The 17,401-nt window shown below is 70.2% G+C and carries 14 protein-coding genes; 6 read left to right on the top strand and 8 right to left on the bottom strand.

Features of this window, described 5'->3' with window-relative positions; translation table 11 throughout:
- Positions 1-204: 204 nt before the first annotated feature.
- Positions 205-1,314 (bottom strand): hypothetical protein, encoded by a 1,110-nt coding sequence (locus tag C5B96_RS09970; RefSeq protein ID WP_146078146.1) that lies wholly within the window; start codon positions 1,312-1,314, stop codon positions 205-207.
- A gap of 124 nt (positions 1,315-1,438) precedes the next feature.
- On the opposite strand from C5B96_RS09970, the gene C5B96_RS09965 reads away from it, so the two are divergent.
- A complete protein-coding gene (locus C5B96_RS09965; protein ID WP_104245220.1) occupies positions 1,439-2,944 on the top strand; it encodes an NAD(P)/FAD-dependent oxidoreductase in 1,506 nt (501 codons plus the stop codon).
- Positions 2,945-3,287: 343 nt separating this feature from the next.
- Here C5B96_RS09965 and dcd read toward each other — a convergent pair whose 3' ends face one another.
- Positions 3,288-3,908, bottom strand: a complete 621-nt coding sequence (gene dcd, locus C5B96_RS09960) for a dCTP deaminase (protein ID WP_104245219.1) — start codon at positions 3,906-3,908, stop codon at positions 3,288-3,290.
- A 9-nt stretch (positions 3,909-3,917) separates the two neighbouring features.
- Positions 3,918-5,486, bottom strand: a complete 1,569-nt coding sequence (locus C5B96_RS09955; RefSeq protein WP_104245218.1) for an FAD-dependent oxidoreductase — start codon at positions 5,484-5,486, stop codon at positions 3,918-3,920.
- 90 nt (positions 5,487-5,576) lie between these two features.
- On the opposite strand from C5B96_RS09955, the gene C5B96_RS09950 reads away from it, so the two are divergent.
- A complete protein-coding gene (locus C5B96_RS09950) occupies positions 5,577-5,837 on the top strand; it encodes a DUF4190 domain-containing protein (protein ID WP_104245217.1) in 261 nt (86 codons plus the stop codon).
- Positions 5,838-5,928: 91 nt separating this feature from the next.
- Here C5B96_RS09950 and C5B96_RS09945 read toward each other — a convergent pair whose 3' ends face one another.
- The 5 genes from C5B96_RS09945 to C5B96_RS09925 form a co-directional block, all read right to left on the bottom strand.
- Positions 5,929-8,586, bottom strand: a complete 2,658-nt coding sequence (locus C5B96_RS09945; protein WP_104245216.1) for an ExeM/NucH family extracellular endonuclease — start codon at positions 8,584-8,586, stop codon at positions 5,929-5,931.
- 111 nt (positions 8,587-8,697) lie between these two features.
- Positions 8,698-9,738, bottom strand: coding sequence for an ABC transporter substrate-binding protein (locus C5B96_RS09940; protein WP_104245215.1), 1,041 nt, complete (start codon positions 9,736-9,738; stop codon positions 8,698-8,700).
- Between the two features lie 33 nt (positions 9,739-9,771).
- Entirely contained in the window at positions 9,772-10,641 is an 870-nt protein-coding gene (locus tag C5B96_RS09935; protein ID WP_104245214.1) for an ABC transporter ATP-binding protein, read from the bottom strand.
- On the bottom strand, positions 10,638-11,747 hold the full coding sequence (locus C5B96_RS09930; RefSeq protein WP_104245213.1) for an iron chelate uptake ABC transporter family permease subunit: 1,110 nt from the start codon (positions 11,745-11,747) through the stop codon (positions 10,638-10,640). The genes C5B96_RS09935 and C5B96_RS09930 overlap by 4 nt, the downstream gene beginning before the upstream one ends.
- A complete protein-coding gene (locus C5B96_RS09925) occupies positions 11,744-12,841 on the bottom strand; it encodes an iron ABC transporter permease (RefSeq protein WP_199176616.1) in 1,098 nt (365 codons plus the stop codon). Before C5B96_RS09925 ends, C5B96_RS09930 begins: the two co-directional genes overlap by 4 nt.
- A gap of 78 nt (positions 12,842-12,919) precedes the next feature.
- Here C5B96_RS09925 and C5B96_RS17840 point away from each other — a divergent pair, with 78 nt between their 5' ends.
- The 4 genes from C5B96_RS17840 to C5B96_RS09905 form a co-directional block, all read left to right on the top strand.
- Complete coding sequence (locus tag C5B96_RS17840) at positions 12,920-13,432, top strand: helix-turn-helix domain-containing protein (RefSeq protein ID WP_104245212.1); 513 nt, start codon at positions 12,920-12,922, stop codon at positions 13,430-13,432.
- Positions 13,433-13,984: a putative toxin-antitoxin system toxin component, PIN family gene (locus tag C5B96_RS09915; protein WP_104245211.1), complete on the top strand. Its 552-nt coding sequence runs from the start codon at positions 13,433-13,435 to the stop codon at positions 13,982-13,984.
- An 83-nt stretch (positions 13,985-14,067) separates the two neighbouring features.
- Positions 14,068-15,066 (top strand): alpha/beta hydrolase, encoded by a 999-nt coding sequence (locus C5B96_RS09910; RefSeq protein ID WP_146078145.1) that lies wholly within the window; start codon positions 14,068-14,070, stop codon positions 15,064-15,066.
- A 105-nt stretch (positions 15,067-15,171) separates the two neighbouring features.
- Positions 15,172-17,401 (top strand): transglycosylase domain-containing protein (locus C5B96_RS09905; protein ID WP_104245209.1); only part of this gene is annotated, 2,230 nt, incomplete at its 3' end.

Here is a 17,401-nt window from a genome sequence, read left to right as displayed (position 1 = left end):
GGCGAGGCTCGGTCAGTCGCGCGGTGGCGCGCGGCCAACCCGGCTCCGCTCACGGCCGCGCGCCACCGCGCGACTGACCGAGCCTCGCCACCTGCCTCCGCCACCACCGCACGTTGCGGCGGTGAAGGGACGCAAATCGTTGCAATGCCGAGGGGCGAGGACAATTTGGGCCCCCTCGCGAGCGCGGAGGGCGGGCGGGGCGGGTCAGCCGCGGGCGTAGGGGGTGGAGCGGTCGAGGGTGAAGGTGCCGTCGGGGTGCCAGCGGGCGGAGAGGGCGATCGCGGGGTTCAGGGCGCCCGTCGCCGGGTCTGTGCGGTCGCGGGTGCTGATCGACGACTGCAGCCCGTGCGCGCCGACGCCGGTCGCCGTGTCGCACGAGTAGGTGTACTCCAGCGGGCTCCCGTAGACCACGAGGCAGACCATGCGCTCGGTGCTGACGGCGACGTAGACGGCTCCGGCGGTGTTCTGCCCGCCGCTCAGCAGGCGGAACGTCTCGCCGACGAGGCCGTCGGGCAGGGGCTCCGGCGGCCGGTCAGCGGCCCCCTGCTCTCGGGCGAAGATGTCGGCGTAGGAGGCGGCGCCGGTGTCGGGCGGGAAGTTCGGGTACGGGGCGGCGGTCAGCGCAGGCTCGGGCGCCCCGCCGCCGCCGTCCACGCCCCCGTCGGTCCCGGTTCCGGATGCCGCGGGGTCGCCGAGCGTGGCGCCATAGCTCGAGCCGCCGTCGCCGATGCTCCCCCCACCGCTGCCGGCACCGCTCCCGCCCGCGTCGGCACCGCTGCCGGCTGCATCCACCCCTCCCCCGTCGGCGGAGCCCGACGCGCCGCCCGCGCCGAACAGAGGGAACGCGCCTGCCGATCCGCCGGGCGCGAACACCGCGACCGCACCGAACGCCAGTGCCCCGGCGACGCAGACCGCCGCCGCGAGGCCGCCCACGAGCAAGCCGACCCTGCGGCGCTGGGCGGGTCGGGCATCCAGAACCGCCTGCGCCTCCTCGAGCGCCGCCAGCGTCTCGGAGCGATCGGCCTCGACCATGCCGCGGAACGCCTCGAGCTCCCTGAGGTTCGACACCGTGCCGCCCGGGTCGGCGTCGTTCGGCCGGGCGAACGCGGCGCGCTGCAGGTCGGCGAGCGGGGCGAGTGCGGCGGGCGCGCCCGAGGGCGCAACGGACTCCGGATGCTCGACCCACCACACGGCATCGGCGACGTCGTGCCGGCCGTCGTAGGCGTCGATCGTGGCCTGCCTGAAGGCGGCGTCGCGCTCGAAGCGGGCCCACCAGTCGGTCATCGGGCCTCCGGCCTCGTCGTCAGCCTCCATCATCGCTCCCCGGGCCCCCGGGCGCCACCCGCACCGTGCTGCTGCGGCAGGAGCACCATTGTGCCGCGACGCCGACGCGTTCGGAAGGGGTGGCAGCCGGCCGCCGTGCTTCGTAGGGTCGAGTATGACCTCCTCGCAGTCCGACCCGCAGAGCACCCCCGCCGGCCACTCGACCCCCTCCGGCAGCCCCGCCCCCGCCACGCCCGACCGCAGCCGCGCCCCGCGGCGCCAGCGCGTGCTCATCCTCGGCGGCGGATACGCCGGGCTCTACGTCGCCCTCGGGCTCGAACGGCACCGCGGCGAGACGCCGGTCGAGATCATCCTCGTCGACCGCAACGGCTACATGACCTACCAGCCGCTGCTGCCCGAGGTCGCGGGCGGCCACGTGAATCCCGCCGACGTCGCCGTGTCGCTGCGGCGCACACTACGCGGGTCGCGCATCATCCGCGGGAGCCTGGCCGGCCTCGACGTCGACGCGAAGACCGCCGAGATCACGGGGCTCGACGGTTCGAGCATCCCGCTCACCTACGACCACGTCGTTCTCGCGCTGGGGGCCGTGACCCGCGTCTTCCCGACCCCCGGGCTCGAAGAGAACGCGGTCGGCTTCAAGACCATCGAAGAGGCCGTCTACACCCACAACCGGGTGCTCGAGCAGGTGGCGCTCGCCGCCTCGACCGACGACCCGGCGCTGCGGGCGAGGGCGCTCACCTTCGTCGTCGTCGGGGGCGGGTACACGGGTGTCGAGGCGCTGTCGGAGCTCAGCGACCTCTCGAAGATCGCCGTGCGCGCGAACCCCGCGCTCGACATCGGCGAGCTGCGGTGGGTGCTGATCGAGGCTCTGGATCGGGTTGCACCGGAGGTCGGACCCGAACTGTCGAAGTTCACGCTCGCGCAGCTGCGGGAGCGCGGCATCGATGTGCGGCTGAAGACGACCATCACGTCGGCAGTCGATGGGGAACTCGAACTGAGCACGGGCGAGACGATTGCGGCGAACACGGTCATCTGGACGGCCGGAGTGCAGCCGAACCCGGCCCTCGACCTGACGAATGCGCCGCGCGGGCCGAAGGGGCACGTGGTGGCGAACGTGCGGCTGCAGGTCGTGCGGGGCGAGGATGCCGCGGCGGGGGTCGGCGGCGGGATCCGCGGTTCGGCGACCGTCGTCGAGGGTGCGTGGGCGGTCGGCGACAACGCGCAGATCCCCGACCTGACCGCGCCCGCCTCGAAGCAGCCGACGTTCTACCCGCCGAACGCGCAGAACGCTCTGCGGCAGGGCGTTCTGCTCGCCCGGAACATTCTGGCGAGCATCCGGGGCGGCGAACTGGAGGAGTACAGGCATGCGTCGCTCGGAACGGTGGCGGGCTACGGCGTGGGGCGCGGTGCGGCGCTGGTGAGGGGTGTGAAGCTGCGCGGGCTGCCGGCGTGGGCGATGCACCGGGGGTACCACGGGTTGGTGATCCCGACGGTGAACCGCAAGATCCGCGTGCTGGGCGGGTGGGTGATCGAGGCGCTGACGAGCCGGCAGACGGTGTCGCTGGCGGCGACGGAGCATCCGCGGCGCATCTTCACGGAGTCGTTCGACGCGCTGCCGGCCGCGCGCCGCGCCGCCGCGGGCGACGGCAGCGGCAGCTGAGCCGCGCGCCATCCGGCGACGCGGTCGCGAAACGGACCGTTACGGCCGAGACGGTCACGTGTGCGGGTCGGTCTCGCCCGGAAGTGACCGTCTCGCGTGATGCGGCGGCCGCTGAGCCGCACCATCCGGCCACGCGGTCGCGGCCCTCGCCGAGGCCCAACGTTCTGGACGGGCTGGCGGGTGATGGTCAGGGGTCTGACGACCGGCAGCCGGTTTGGCGGGTGACCACGGAGCTACCGCACTGCAGCGAGACCGACCGTTGCGGGCGAGACGGTCAGGTGTGCGGGTTAGTCTCGCCCGGAAGTGACCGTCTCGCGGACGTGGGTGAGGCGGGGCGGGTGGGTCAGCCGTGGCCGCCGAGGGTGGCGGCGGGCGCGGGGTCGCCGCCGGCGGTGTCTGTGCGGTGGAAGTTGAGGTGCGAGCGGGAGGCTGTCGGCCCGCGCTGGCCCTGGTACCGGGAGCCGTAGACGCCCGAACCGTAGGGATGCTCGGCAGCCGAACTGAGCTGGAAGAAGCACAGCTGCCCGATCTTCATGCCGGGCCAGAGTTTGATCGGCAGGGTCGCGACGTTCGAGAGCTCGAGCGTGACGTGCCCCGAGAAGCCAGGGTCGATGAAGCCGGCCGTGGAGTGCGTCAGCAGCCCGAGGCGACCGAGCGAACTCTTGCCCTCGAGGCGCGCCGCGATGTCGTCGGGCAGGGTGACCCGTTCGAAGGTCGAGCCGAGCACGAACTCTCCGGGGTGCAGGATGAACGGCTCATCGGCTTTCGCCTCGATGAGGCGGGTGAGCTCGGGCTGGTCTTCGGCGGGGTCGATGAACGGGTACTTGTGGTTGTCGAACAGGCGGAAGAACCGATCCAGACGCACGTCGACGCTCGACGGCTGCACCATCGCCGGGTCGTACGGGCTGAGCCCGATGCGCGCACTGCCCAACTCGGCCCTGATGTCGCGGTCGCTGAGAAGCATGCGGCCAGCCTAGTGCGGCGCGGCGAGCAGTCCGTGCGGGTCGTACTGCTGCTTCAGAGCGCTGAGGCGCGGCAGATTCGCTCCGAAATAGGCCGTCTGGGCATCCGGAACCGTCGCGTCGAGGTAGTTGACGTACGCCCAGTTCTGCCAGTGCGCGGTCATCGTCGTGCGGAACGAACGCACGTAGCTGTCGTACGGCGCGGGGTCGGCGCCGACCGCGAAGGTCGCGGTGTACTGCACGGTCATCAGCGCTCGGCGGTGCACGAACGCCGTCGCGGCAGGGTCGATGGTCGAGACGACGCCGCCGAGTGCATCCATCGAGATACCGCCCTCGGTCATGCCCGAAACGTTCTGTGCGGCCTCGACGGCCGCGATGAGGTCGGCGATTCCGTTGGAGTCGAGCGTCGCGTACGCCACATTCGACGTACCCGACGAGGGCTCGCGGGTGAGCGAGCCGTTCGACCCCGTGTTGCACTCGGCAAGAGGCGTCTTGGCGCAGCCGGCCTCTGTCATCATCGCCTCGAGGTAGGTGTGGGCGAATGACTCGTTGTCGGTCGGGTCGGCCGGCACCCCGCCGATCAACGGGGTCAGCAGGCCGGGGAGGTCACCGAGGTCGCCGGTGAACGTGCCGGAGACCGAGACGCTCGGCTGCCCGCTGTGGCTCTCGCCGCCGAGCAGTTTCAGAGTCGACCAGAGCCGGTTGTCGGCGTGCGGGGCCCAGTTCTGCCACGACTCGATGACATCGGATGCACTCGACCAGGGCCATTCGACGTACCAGGTGTTCACCTGCGGCGCCTCACGGGTGGCGAATGTCAGGCCGGTCACGACGCCGAGCTGGCCGCCGCCGCCGCCCTGGCAGGCCCAGAACAGGTCGGCGTCGGTCGTGGGGCTGGCCTGGTGCACGGCGCCGTCTGCGGTGACGATCTCGACGCCGGTGAGCTGGTCGCAGGCGAGGCCGAAGGAGCGCACCAGCACGCCGACCCCGCCGCCGAGCGCGAGGCCTGTGACGCCGACCGTCGCGCACGAGCCGCCGGCTATCGCGCGGCCCGCCGAACCGACGGCGTCGTAGACCTGAACGAGACTGGCTCCGGCGCCGACCTGGGCGGTCGACCCGTCGGTCGAGAGGGTCACGCCGGTGAGGCGGGCGGTGCTGATCACGAGGGAGGGCGCGAAGCCGGTTCCGGATGCCCCACCCGCCGATGCGCCGACATAACTGTGTCCGCCTGAACGAAGGGCGAGCGGCAGGCCGTACTTCGTGGCGAACGCCAGCCCGGCGGTGACGTCGGCCGCGCTCGACGCCTCGAGGATCGCGAGGGGCTGGGCGTCGTCGAACCGCGGGTTCTCGGTGAGCCGAGCGGTGGCGTAGTCGGCGTCGGCGGGCAGCAGGAGGGTTCCGCCGATCGCGGTGGCGAGGTCGGTCCAGACGGGCGGGCCCGCGTTCGTCGGTGCAGGCGTCGCGGTCGCGGTCGGGGAGCCGCTCGGGCCCGGGCCCGGGTCGGTGCAGGCGGCGAGCAGCGCGGTCGCCGCGGCGGCACCACCGGCTGTGAGCAGGAACTGTCGCCTCGATACGCCCGTCATGCGCCAAGAATAGTGGGCAGATCGGTTTGCGCAGCAGTGATGATTCCTCGTATTGTTGAGAGACGACAATTCTTCAACAAAGGACAGCTGATGATCCAGACTCCCTACACCGGTGCGGTGCAGTCGAAACTCAACACCCTCTCGATCGTCGCCATCATCGGCGCTTTCGTGATCCCGATCGTCGGCGTGGTGGTCGGCATCATCTCGCTGCGACAGATCAAGCAGACCGGCGAACGCGGGCACGGCCTCGCCCTGGCCGGCGTGATCATCGGCATCGCCTTCATCGTGATCTACCTGCTCGTGGCGATCATCAGCGCAGTCGCCGGAGCGGTCAGCTACAGCAGCTACTGAGGCCTGGGCGCGGCGCTCGTTACACCGCGCCGGGCCGCGGCGCTCGTTTCACCGCGCTCGGCGCGGCGCTCGCTCTACTGCGGCCGCCGGGCTACCCGTGCAGCCACGGGAAGAGGTGCTTCAGCAGCGCGAGGAGCTTGGCGGCGAGCGCCTGCAGCCACGCCGTCACCGGGTCGACCGGGGGCGTCGTGGTGGGCGGGGTCGTCGGCGACGACAGCGACAGACCCACGAGAACCGGGTCGTGGTCGCTCGAACGGTAGGCGTTCGGCTGGTAGAAGTCGGTCGCGTTGTAGTTGTTGCGGCTGTACTCGAACGCGATCGACTCGACCGAGTTGATGTTCCACTCGTCCACAGCGTGCACGCTGGCATTCGCCGCCGCGTTCGCGAAGATGTGGTCGAGCGAGCCGACCGCGCCGTCGAAGGCGTACGTCGACTTGCCGGTGCGCTGGCCGAGATCGACGTAGCCCGCCGCGACCAGAACGTCGATCGGGTCTTCCTTCAGGTAGGCGTTGAAGTCACCGCCGAGCAGCACCCGACCGATGCCCGTCGAGGCCTTCAGCGCGTCGGCGAACGCCACCAGTGCGGTGGCCTGCTTCACCCGCGAGGCATTGGATGCCCCCTGGCCGTCGCCCTGGTCGGCATCGGCACCCGTGCCCGAACCCTTCGACTTGAAGTGGTTCACGATAGCGAGGAACGACGTGGAATCGGCGGCGCCGGCCAGCTTGAACGCCTGGGCCAGGGGCTGCCGGGCGTTCGCGAAGGCGGGGTCGTCGAGGATGGTCGACCCGCCGACGGTCTGCACGAGCGCCGGCTTGTAGATGAAGGCGGTGCGGATCACGTCTTCCGAGGCCGGCAGCACTGCGGGCGACGGCACGAACGCCCACGTTCCTGCGCCGGCGGCGCCGTTCAGCGCATCGACGAGCGCCGACACCGCAGTGTCACGCGGCTTGCCGAAGCGCGCGGAGTTCTCGATCTCCTCCAACGAGACGACATCGGCGCCGAGGGAGTTGATCGCCGCGACGATCTTCGCCTGCTGCCGCGCGAGGTCGTCGGCGTTCGCTGCTCCGCGGGCGTCGCATCCGCTGTTCACCGTGTTCGGGTTGCCCTCCCGGTCGACGTAGTACGTGCATCCGGCTATCGAGTCGCCGGTCGTGGTGAAGTAGTTCAGAACGTTGAACGACGCGAGGGTGATGTCGCCGCCCACATCGGCCGGAGCGGGGGTGCGGGTGTTCGCGAACGTGAACGGCTGCACGGAGGCCGCGTTGGTCGCCGTCAACTGCTGGGTGGGCTGCAGGTTCCAGGCCCCGAAGCGGTAGTCGAGCACGACCGGCTTCGTCAGCGTCGCCTTCGCACCGATGCGCACCGGGTTCGAGGTCGACAGGTACGGGAGCGGGATCGACTGGTTCGCCGCGGTGTTGAAGTTGATGCTCGCGCCGTCGTCGAGGGTCACCGCGCGAGCGGCGTTCGACGCGACGAGCGCGGTGTAGTCGGCGCTGCCCGGTTCCGTCACTGCGGTGGGCGTGTCGAAGGGCTTCGTTCCGGGAGCCAGCACGATCGAGCCGTAGTAGTTCGTGTCGTAGTTGTCGGTGACGGTGAAGTCGCCCGAGGGGGCGAGCAGCATGCCTTCGAGCGACTCGCGCTGCAGGGCATCCGTCGGCAGAGCGTTCGTGACCGGCGCCGGTGCCGGTGCCGCGACGCTGTCGGTGAGCACGGTGAGCCCACCCGCTGCGACGCTCAGCTCGGTCAGGCCCGAGAACTCGGAGACGATGCCGGTCACCGAGACATGGCTGCCGATGGTGGCGGCCGCGACCGTCGCCGGGGAGTAGACGAAGACCGCGTCTGACGCCTTCTGCGCTGCGAGATCCCGGACGCCCCCAGTGCCGGGCGTCTGGATGAAGTAACCATTGAAGCCACCGGTCGGGTAGCTCGCGGTGACGACGCCGTCGGTGCTGACGGTCTGGCCGGCGAGAGGCGTCTGGTCGGTCTCGCCCTGGATGGCGGCGATGCTGACCGGCGTGCCCGGCGCGGGTGTGCCCGTGGGCGGCGCCGTCGGCGGCGCGGTCGTGGGTGGCGCCGTGGGCGGCACCGCGCCCCCATCCGATGCCGCGTTCTGCGGTGTCGGCATCCCTGCCACGAAGTCGGCCGCGTTGTTGTCGGTGTCGGCCGCGTTCGTGCGGCCGAGCGAGGTGGTCACGGATGCCGCCGCCGACGCCGCGCCTTCGAAGGTGTTCGACGTTCCGTAGCCGAGCAGGTCGACGACCGACGCGGTGCCGACGATCGACCCCACCGGCGGAGCGGTCAGCGCCGTCGTCTGGGCCGCGAGGAACAGCGTGCCCCCGCCGGCCGCGAACGAAGCTCCGAACGTCTGGTCGGGGGTCGGCAGCGCCGCACCGTTGGCCGCGTTCGACGACCCGCCGACGAGGTAGTGCCCGTGGGCGGCGATCGTTCCCGTCAGCGGCAGAACGCCCGTGGGGTTCGAGGTTCCGGTCGCCGAGCGGTACTGCAGCGAATACGGCGCCAGGGAGATCGCCGCATCGGTCGGGTTGTAGAGCTCCACGAACTTGTTGAGGTAGGCCGCTCCGGCGCTGCCCCCGTTCAGGTAGGCCTCGTTGATGACCACCCCCGCCCCCGATGGGCTGGCCGACGCCGAGACCGAGGCCGACACGGCCGCGAGCGGTGCGGCGACCAGCCCGAGGGCTGCGGCGACGGCGACACCGAGACGGATTCGCTGGGGGGAACGCTGGCGCATACGGGTGGACTCCTCGTGTCGGCATCGGTCGAACACGAGCAGACTATCCCCCGTTCGAGGGCCACACCAAGGGTGTCACGGTGAACGGAAGGTGTCGGGTTCCCCGTTCGTTCAGAGCTTCTTCGACGCACGGATGATCGAGGCCAGCTCGGTCATGTGCGACGCCTGCGACGCGTAGTCGAGCGCGGCCTGGTTCCACGGGTGCAGTTGCCCGGCCTGCAGGGCCTTGTCGGAGGCGAAGGTCGGCTGCGCGAGCAGGTCGTCCTTCTGGAAGCCTTCGACGTTCAGGAGGAGTACATCGCCGCTCATCACCTGGGCCGCGTTCTCCCAGCTGTAGATGTCCCAGTAGTAGTAGCCGTCGGGATTCTTGTTCGTGAAGGTCACACCGAGGCTGGCATAGAGCTCGGTCTCGGGCTCGTCGGCCGTCTTCGTGACGTAGAGCCCGTCGGCGTCGGCGTACATCTGCGTGATCTCGATGGGATTCTCGGCGGCCGCGGCGGTCAGGTCGGCGGCCGCAGCGTCGTACTTCGTCTTCGCGGCGGCGACGGTGTCTGCGCTGGCGCCGAGCGACTCGGCAAGCCTGTTCATGCTGTTGATCACGTCGAGGCCCTTGCCGCCGACCATGATCGCGACGACGGGCGCGATCTTCTCGAGCTGGGCCTGCTGCTCGGCGTCGGCGAGGCCGTAGAGCGGGCCGGCCAGGTCGAGAGTGCCTTCGCGGTCGGTCGGGTAGATGCCGGTCACGATCAGGTCGGGAGCCGTGGCGGCCAGCGCCTCGAGGTCGATCTCGCCGTAGCTGTTGCCCACGATGGCGGCCCCACTGATGTCGTAGGGCGCGAAGCGCTCGTCGGTCGCCACGTCGACCCGGCCGAAGATCGCGACGGGGTCGATGCCGTAGCTGAGCAGCCCGATCGCGTAGTCGGCGTAGCTTGCGACCGCCTCGGGGCGGTGGTCGAGCGTGACCGTCTTGCCGGTGTCGTCGGTGTAGCTCCACTCGCCGGAGGCCGCAGCGGCTCCACCCGACGAACCGGCGTCGGAGCCGGAGGAACCGGATGAGGCCGACGAACCCGTCGAGCAGCCGGTGAGGGCCGCGAGGGCGATGACAGGGGCGAGGAGGAGCGCAGATCCGCGCAGGAGAGAGGAGAGTTTCACAAAAGTTAGGTTAGCCTATCCTCACTAAAACGGCTACTCGGGATCGACAGGAACGATGAGCGGGGCACCGCTGCTCGGGTCGGGAATCACCATCGCCTCCAGCGCGAAGGCTCGCCTCAGCGTGTCGGGCGTCAGTACCTCCCACGGCGTTCCGTCGGCGATCACCCGGCCCTCCCCCACGACGACCAGCCGGTCGGAATAACGGCCGGCGAGCGTCAGGTCGTGCAGAACCATGACGACCGTCGCCCCGCGCTCGCGATTGATCGACCGGACGAGCCGCAGCACGTCGAGCTGGTGGGCGAGGTCGAGAAAGGTGGTCGGCTCGTCGAGCAGAATGGTCGGCGCCTCCTGGGCGAGAATGAGCGCGATCCACGCCCGCTGCAGCTGCCCGCCCGACAGCGACCCGGCGTCACGGTCGGCGAGCTCGGTGAGGCCGGTCGAGGCGAGCGCCGTGTCGACCACCGTCGAATCCTGCGGCGTCCACGGTCGCAGCAGGCTCTGGTGCGGGTGGCGGCCCCGCGACACCAGGTCGCGCACCGTCGTGGCGGAGGGTGTGAGCGGCTTCTGCGGCAGAATCGCGAGCCGACGCGCGACCTCCCGCGTGGCCAGCGACTTCATCGGTCGGCCACCGAGCTCGACCGACCCTGCGCTCGGGGCGAGCAGCCTGCCGAACGCCTTCAACAGGGTCGACTTGCCGCTGCCGTTCGCACCGATCAGCGTCGTCACCCTGCCCTGCTCGATCGACAGGTCGAGCCCCTCGAACACCACGGCGCGATCGTAGGCGAGGGTGACCCCGCGTGCTTCCAGAGCGGGCGGGGTCACGCCGTCGGCTCCGGATGCCGCGGCCGACGTGCTGGGCCGTGCAGCGCCCGAACGGGCGATTGTCGGTGCGTGTGCGGTCATGCGGTGCCCTCCCGGGAACTCTTGCGGGTCAGAAGCCAGATCAGGTACGGAGCCCCGACGATGGCGGTGATGATGCCCACCGGGATCTCGCCGGGGAGAACCCCGCGCACCAGGGCATCGCCGCCGGCCACGACGACGGCTCCGACGAGGGCGGAGGCGAGAAGCGGCGGTCGCCCGGTCTTCGCGAGACGCCGGGCGATCTGCGGGGCGACGAACGCCACGAACTCGATCGGCCCGCTCGCCGAGACGGCGGCAGCGGTCAGCAGGACCGCGCAGACGATCACGATGAGACGGTGTCTCTGGATGGCCACCCCGAGCCCTGTCGACATGTCATCGCCGAGCTGGCTGATGTCGAGGCTGGTCGACTGCACCAGCGCGAGGGGCGTGATGACGATGAGCGCGACGAGTACGGGCCAGACGCTCGCCCAGGAGATGCCGGAGAGACTGCCCACGAGCCACTGCGCCGCCGTCGCCGCCTCGGTGATCTGCGCCTTCGCGATGAGGTAGCTCGTGATTCCGGTCAGCGTCGCCGTCGCCCCGATGCCGATCAGGATGAGCCGGTAGCTGTCGACCCCGCCGCGCCACGACAGCCCGTAGACGATGGCGGCCGTCGTGAGGGCACCGATCGCCGCGACGGCCGGCAGGCCGAGGCTCAACAGCCCGGCAGCGACGGAGTATCCGCCGCCCGCGAGCACGATGGCCGAGACGGCGCCGAGGCTGGCGCCGGAGGTGACGCCGATGATGTCGGGCGTCGCGAGCGGATTGCGGGCGAACGTCTGGGTGAGAGCTCCGGCGAGGCCGAGGGCGGCGCCGACGAGCAGGCCGCCGACCACGCGCGGCAGCCGGAGGTCGAGCACGATGAGGTTCTGGGCGCGGGTGCCGGCACCGAGCAGCGTCTGCACGGCATCCGCGATGCTGAGCGACGAGGAGCCCGCGACGATGCCCAGGATGCCCACCAGAACGGCCGCGACGAGGCACCCGATCGTGGCGGTCACGACGCGCCCGCGCCAGAGCCTGCCGAAGAAGCGGTGGCCGTGGGGGGCGGTGCCCGGGGCGGTGCCCGGGGCGGTGCCGGATGCCTGGGTGCTGCCCGCCTGCGTCGTCACAGCGTCGCCATCTTTCCGCGGCGCACGATCGAGATGAAGACGATGCCACCGAACACGGTGAGCACGACACCGACGGAGACCTCGGCGTTGCCACCGATCATCCGGCCGATCACGTCGCAGACGAGGAGCACGCACGCCCCTACGAGGCCCGAGGCCGGCAGCAGCCAGTGGTGGTCGCCCCCGACGAAGCGCCGGGCGATGTGCGGGGCCGTCAGGCCGACGAATCCGATCGGGCCCGAGATGGCCACGGCCGCGGCGGTGAGCAGGGTGATCGCGGCGAGACCGGTGAGGCGGGCGCGCAACAGGCTCTCGCCGAGACCGCTCGCGAGCTCGGTGCCGAGCGCGAGCGTGTTCAGTGAGCGGATGTTCGCAGCGGCGAACACTAGGCCGACGGCGGCGAAGAGCAGTGCGGCATCCACCCCGTTCAGCGAGCGGCCCGAGAGCGAGCCGACCACCCAGATGCGGTAGGCAGCGAGGGTCGTCTCGTCGCTCAGCACGAGGAACGAGGTGAGCGCGACGAGGAGGGCAGACACCGCGGTGCCGGCGATCGCCAGCGGAACCGGGCTCGAGAGCCCGCGGCCAAGCGCCGCCACCGCGAAGACGACCACGCTGGCGACTGTGGCGCCGGCCAGAGCCAGCCAGAGCGTGCCGAGAACCGAGCTGGTGCCGAGCACATAGACGCCGATCACCACCGCAAAACTGGCGCCGGCAGAGACGCCGAAGAGCCCCGGATCGGCCAGCGGGTTGCGGGTCTGGCCCTGCATCACCGCGCCCGCGACGCCCAGGCAGACGCCCACCAGCAGGCCGAGCACCGTGCGCGGCACCCGCGAGCCCCAGACGACCGAACCCGCATCCTGTGCCGGATCGAACAGCCCTGTCAGCACGGCGCCCGGGCCGATCAGGTTACTGCCGAGCATCAGGCTGACGAACGTGATGGCGAGTACGGCGGCGGCGAGGCCGGCGAGAACGAGCGGGCGCTGCGCGTGCCGCGTGCGCGGTGTGCGCTGCGTTCGCTGTGTGCGCGGTGTGCGCTCCGCGGACGGCCTCGGCGCCGCGGGTCGCGCGCTGCTCAGGGTCGACGGTCGGGCCATCATGTAAGCGTAGCCTTACCTAACCCCCGAGCGAAACCGCGCTTCGCGCCGCCTTTCGAATATTTCGAATACACTGAGGCTATGACTGATGTGACCGGATCTCAGCACCGCACCACGGAGACGCACACCTACCTCCCGACGCAGGCTCGCGAGCTCCTGGAGTTCGCCCAGGCCATCAACGGCATCGACGTCTCGGCCCGGCAGTCGGGCCAGACACTCCTCGTTGGTCCTGATGGCGTCGAACGCAGCATTCCCGCAGAGTTGTTCGAGGTCCTCGAGGTGGCCGCGCATCATCTGGCGCTCGGCGATGGCGTGACCATCATGCCCAACGCGGCGAAGCTCACCACCCAGGAGGTCGCGGACTTTCTGGGCATCTCCCGGCCTACACTCGTCAAGCTGCTGGAGGCGGGTGAGATCCCTTTCGAGACGGTCGGTCGGCATCGGCGCGTCACTCTCCGAGACGTCGTCGCATACCAGGAACGCATGCGTGCGGAACGTCGTGCAGCTCTCGCTGAGCTCGCCCGGGACGGACTCACGCAACCTCACACTCCGGGAGCGCCGTCACTTCGCCGCCTCAGCGAGACGGAGGGCTGATTGGCCACCTTTCCCGCCTTTCTCGATACGAACGTTCTCTTCGGCTTCCAGCTGAACGACGTGCTCCTCGCCCTGGCTGAGCGCGGCCTGTTCAGGCCACTCTGGTCAGCAGACGTCCTCGAAGAACTTCGCCGCAACCTGGTCGCTCACGGAGTGCGCTCGACGAACGTCGAGCGCCGCATCTTCGCCATGACCCGATGGTTTCCCGATGCAGCAGTGACGGGCTACGGCTACCTGGTTCCCGCCATGACGTGCGACCCGAAAGATCGGCACGTGCTCGCCGCGGCGGTTCGTGCGAACGCCGAGGTGCTGGTCACCTTCAACGTGAAGGACTTCCCGCCGGAGAGCACTGCACCGTACGACATCGAAGTCGTCCATACGGACGCGTTTCTTCTCGACCAGCTGAACCTCTTCCCGGGCCTCACCGCCGGAGCCATTCGACAGCTCGTCGCAGACTATTCGCGCCCGGAGATGTCGGTGAGCGACGTCCTGGTCAGGCTGGCCGACGCTGGAGTGCCGCGATTCGCAGCGACGGTGCGGACTCACCTGTAGGCACGAGCGAGAAGGGGTGCGCGCCGGGCGGCGAGGCGAGAGCCCGGGGCCTCTGGGCGCTCCGCACCCGGCAGACTGGGGTCATGACTGAAGCACGGGTGGCGCGGGTGACGCGGGTCGATGCGGTGGGGCTCTGGGCGGCGCGCATCGTTGCCACGCTCGGCGCGCTGGCGTGCGTCTGGGCGGCGGTGGCGACCGGCGCGATGCTGGTGCACGGGCATCCGGCGTACCCGGTGTTGCTGGTGGGATCGTTCGTGACCTGCGTCGTGGTCGCGACCCGCGCCTGGCTGACCCGTACGGTTCGCCGGCGCCGGTTCAAGGTAGGCCGCGGTGCGCTGCTCGTCGTCGGCGTCGCCCTGCTCGCCGGCGTGGTCTGGCTGGTGCCGTCGTCGGCGGTCGAGCCGGCGCTCTCGGCGATGGTTCCGGATGCCCGGGTGAGCGTCAGCGAGACGCCGACCGAGATCGTGCTGGCGCCGGTGGGCGACCCGCAGGCGACGGGTGTCTTCTTCCAGCCGGGGGCGCGGGTGGATGCCCGGGCCTACGCCGCGGTGCTCCGACCGCTCGCGGAGGCCGGCTATCTCGTCGTGATCCCGAAGCAGCCGCTCGGCATCGCGTTCCTCGCGACCGGCGCCTTCGCCGGCGAGCGCGCCTCGTTCCCCGGCGTGACCCAGTGGATCGTCGGCGGCCACTCGCTCGGCGGCACCGTGGCGGCTCTCGATGCGAGGTCGTATGCGGTTCCGGTCGCAGAGTCGACCTCGGGGCCCGTGGGCACGGGCGGCGGCGAACCGGTCGTCGGGCTGCTGCTCTACGCCTCGTACCCCGCGAACGACATCTCGAGCATCGACGCTCCGGTGCTGTCGGTGTCGGGCTCGCTCGACGGGTTGGCGACGCCGGACGCGATCCGGGCATCCAGAGCCGACCTGCCCGCCGGCACGACCTTCGACGAGATACCGGGCGGCGTGCACGCCTTCTTCGGCGACTACGGCAGCCAGGCGGGAGATGGGGAGCCGACCATTGCGCACGACGATGCCCGCGCCGAGATCTCCGCGGCGACGCTCACCTTCGTGCAGTCGGTCGGCTGAGCCCACGCCGCCCAGCCCGGCCGCCCAGCCCGCGCCCGGCGTTTCTGTGGGAACCCATAGGCCGCCCACGGTCGCACTCAGGATGGCACCGTAGCGTCGACGTTCATGCCTGCCCAGAAGAGTAAGACGACCGGCGTTCTCGGAGCGATCGCGGGAATCGTGGGGGCGAGCGTCATCGCCGGTGTGCTGGTGACGGCCGTCGTCACGCCCGCGCTCGCCGTGACCGGGGTCGCCGTCGACAGTTCGCTGAGCGTCTTCGAGAATCTACCGAGCTACATCAAGCCCGATGCGCTGTCGCAGACGTCGAGCATCTACGCGCAGAACGCCGACGGTTCGAAGACGCTGCTCGCCTCGTTCTACGACCAGGACAGGCAGGAGGTCGGCTGGAACGCCATCTCGCCCTACGTCAAAGACGCGATCGTCTCCACCGAGGACCCCCGCTTCTACGAGCACGGCGGCATCGACGTGCAGTCGAGCGCGCGGGCGCTTCTCGCGAACACCGTCACGGGTGGCATCACGTCGGGCGCATCCACCATCTCGCAGCAGTACGTGAAGAACATCCTCGTGCAGCGGGCCGAGGCGATCAGCGACCCGACGCAGGAGGCCGCCGCGTACGCAGAGGCGACCGCGACGACGGCCGACCGCAAACTCAAGGAGGCCAAGCTCTCGATCGGCCTCGAGAAGGAATACAGCAAAGACGACATTCTGCTCGGGTACATGAACATCGCGTTGTTCGGTGGGCGCATCTACGGCATCCAGGCGGCGTCGCAGTACTACTTCGGGGTGGATGCCGCGAACCTCACCCTCGCGCAGGCCGCGAGCCTGGCCGCCATGGTCAACGAGCCCGAGGGCCTGCGCATCGACGAGCCCGGGAACATCCCCGCCAACACGGCACGCCGGAACGAAGACGTGCTCGCCTCGATGCTGAAGCACAGCGCCATCACCCAGGCGCAGTACGACGAGGCCGTTGCGACGCCGGTGACGCCGAACATCACGCAGCCGTCGACCGGCTGCCAGACGGCGACCGCCGGGGCCGGCTTCTTCTGCGACTACGTCAAGGACATCATTCTGAACGACTCCACGTTCGGTGCGACGGCGGATGACCGGCTGAACGCCCTCAACACGGGCGGGTACACGATCGTGACGACGCTCGACCCGACGCTGCAGGCCGCGGCCAACCAGGCGGTGAGCGACTACGTGCCGCAGTCGATGGAGTCGGTCGACATCGGGGGCGCCTTCGTGACCGTCGAGCCCGGCACCGGCAAGGTGCTCGCGATGGCGCAGAACAAGACGTACAGCCAGGATCCGTCGGCCGACCCCGCCACGAGCACGGCGATCAACTACAGCACCGACTCGGACTACGGCGGGTCGACCGGCTTTCAGAACGGCTCGACCGAGAAACTGTTCGTGTTGATGGACTGGCTGAAGACCGGTCATTCGCTCGGTGATTTCGTGAACGGCGCGAACAACCAGAAGTTCACGGCGGCCAACGTCACCAACAGTTGCGGCGACACGGTGACCGGCACCTACACCGCCGGCAACGACGCAGGCGAGTCGGGCGGATCCGCGACGGTGCTGAACCAGTTCGAAGACTCGGTGAACAATGCCTTCCTGAGTATGGCCACGAAGCTCGACCTCTGCGACATCAACGCGATCGCGACGGCGTTCGGGATGCACAGGGCCGACCTGAAGCCGATGGAGACCGGGCTCTACGCCACCGTGCTCGGCGGCAACGAGGTCGCGCCGCTGACCGTCGCGGCCGCCTACGCCGGAGTCGCCAACAACGGTCTCTACTGCACCCCGGTCGCGATCTCGGGCATCACCGACGCGGCGGGAGCGGCGGTGGATGTTCCGCAGACGTCGTGCACGCAGGCGATCGACCCCAAGATCGCCCAGACGGCCCTCTACGCCATGCAGGGCGTCATCCAGTCGGGCACAGCGATGCCGGCGAACCCCGCCGACGGCACAGCGCACTTCGGCAAGACCGGCACCACGGATGCCGAGAAGGATGTCTGGCTGGCCGGCGGCACCTCGAAGCTGGTGTCGGCATCCTGGGTCGGAAACGTGACGGGCAACGTGTCGATCAGGAACACGACGGTCACAGGCGGCAACGGCGTGCGGGTGGCGAGCGGACTGTCGAGGCTGTACGTGTGGAAGGAGTTCTACCACGACGCGGGGGATGCGGCGGGCGGGGCGTCGTTCCCACTGCCGGCGGGTGCGTCGATGCGTGCGACGCCCTCCCCGGCGGCCACACCCTCGGCGACCGGGACGGCTTCGCCGTCGCCCACGCCCTCGCCCTCGCCCTCGGACGACGCGACGTCGGCACCCATGCCCC

Source organism: Subtercola sp. Z020, assembly GCF_002931235.1.
In the GTDB taxonomy this organism is placed as follows: domain Bacteria; phylum Actinomycetota; class Actinomycetes; order Actinomycetales; family Microbacteriaceae; genus Subtercola.
This window is presented reverse-complemented; position numbering and strand designations above follow the sequence as displayed.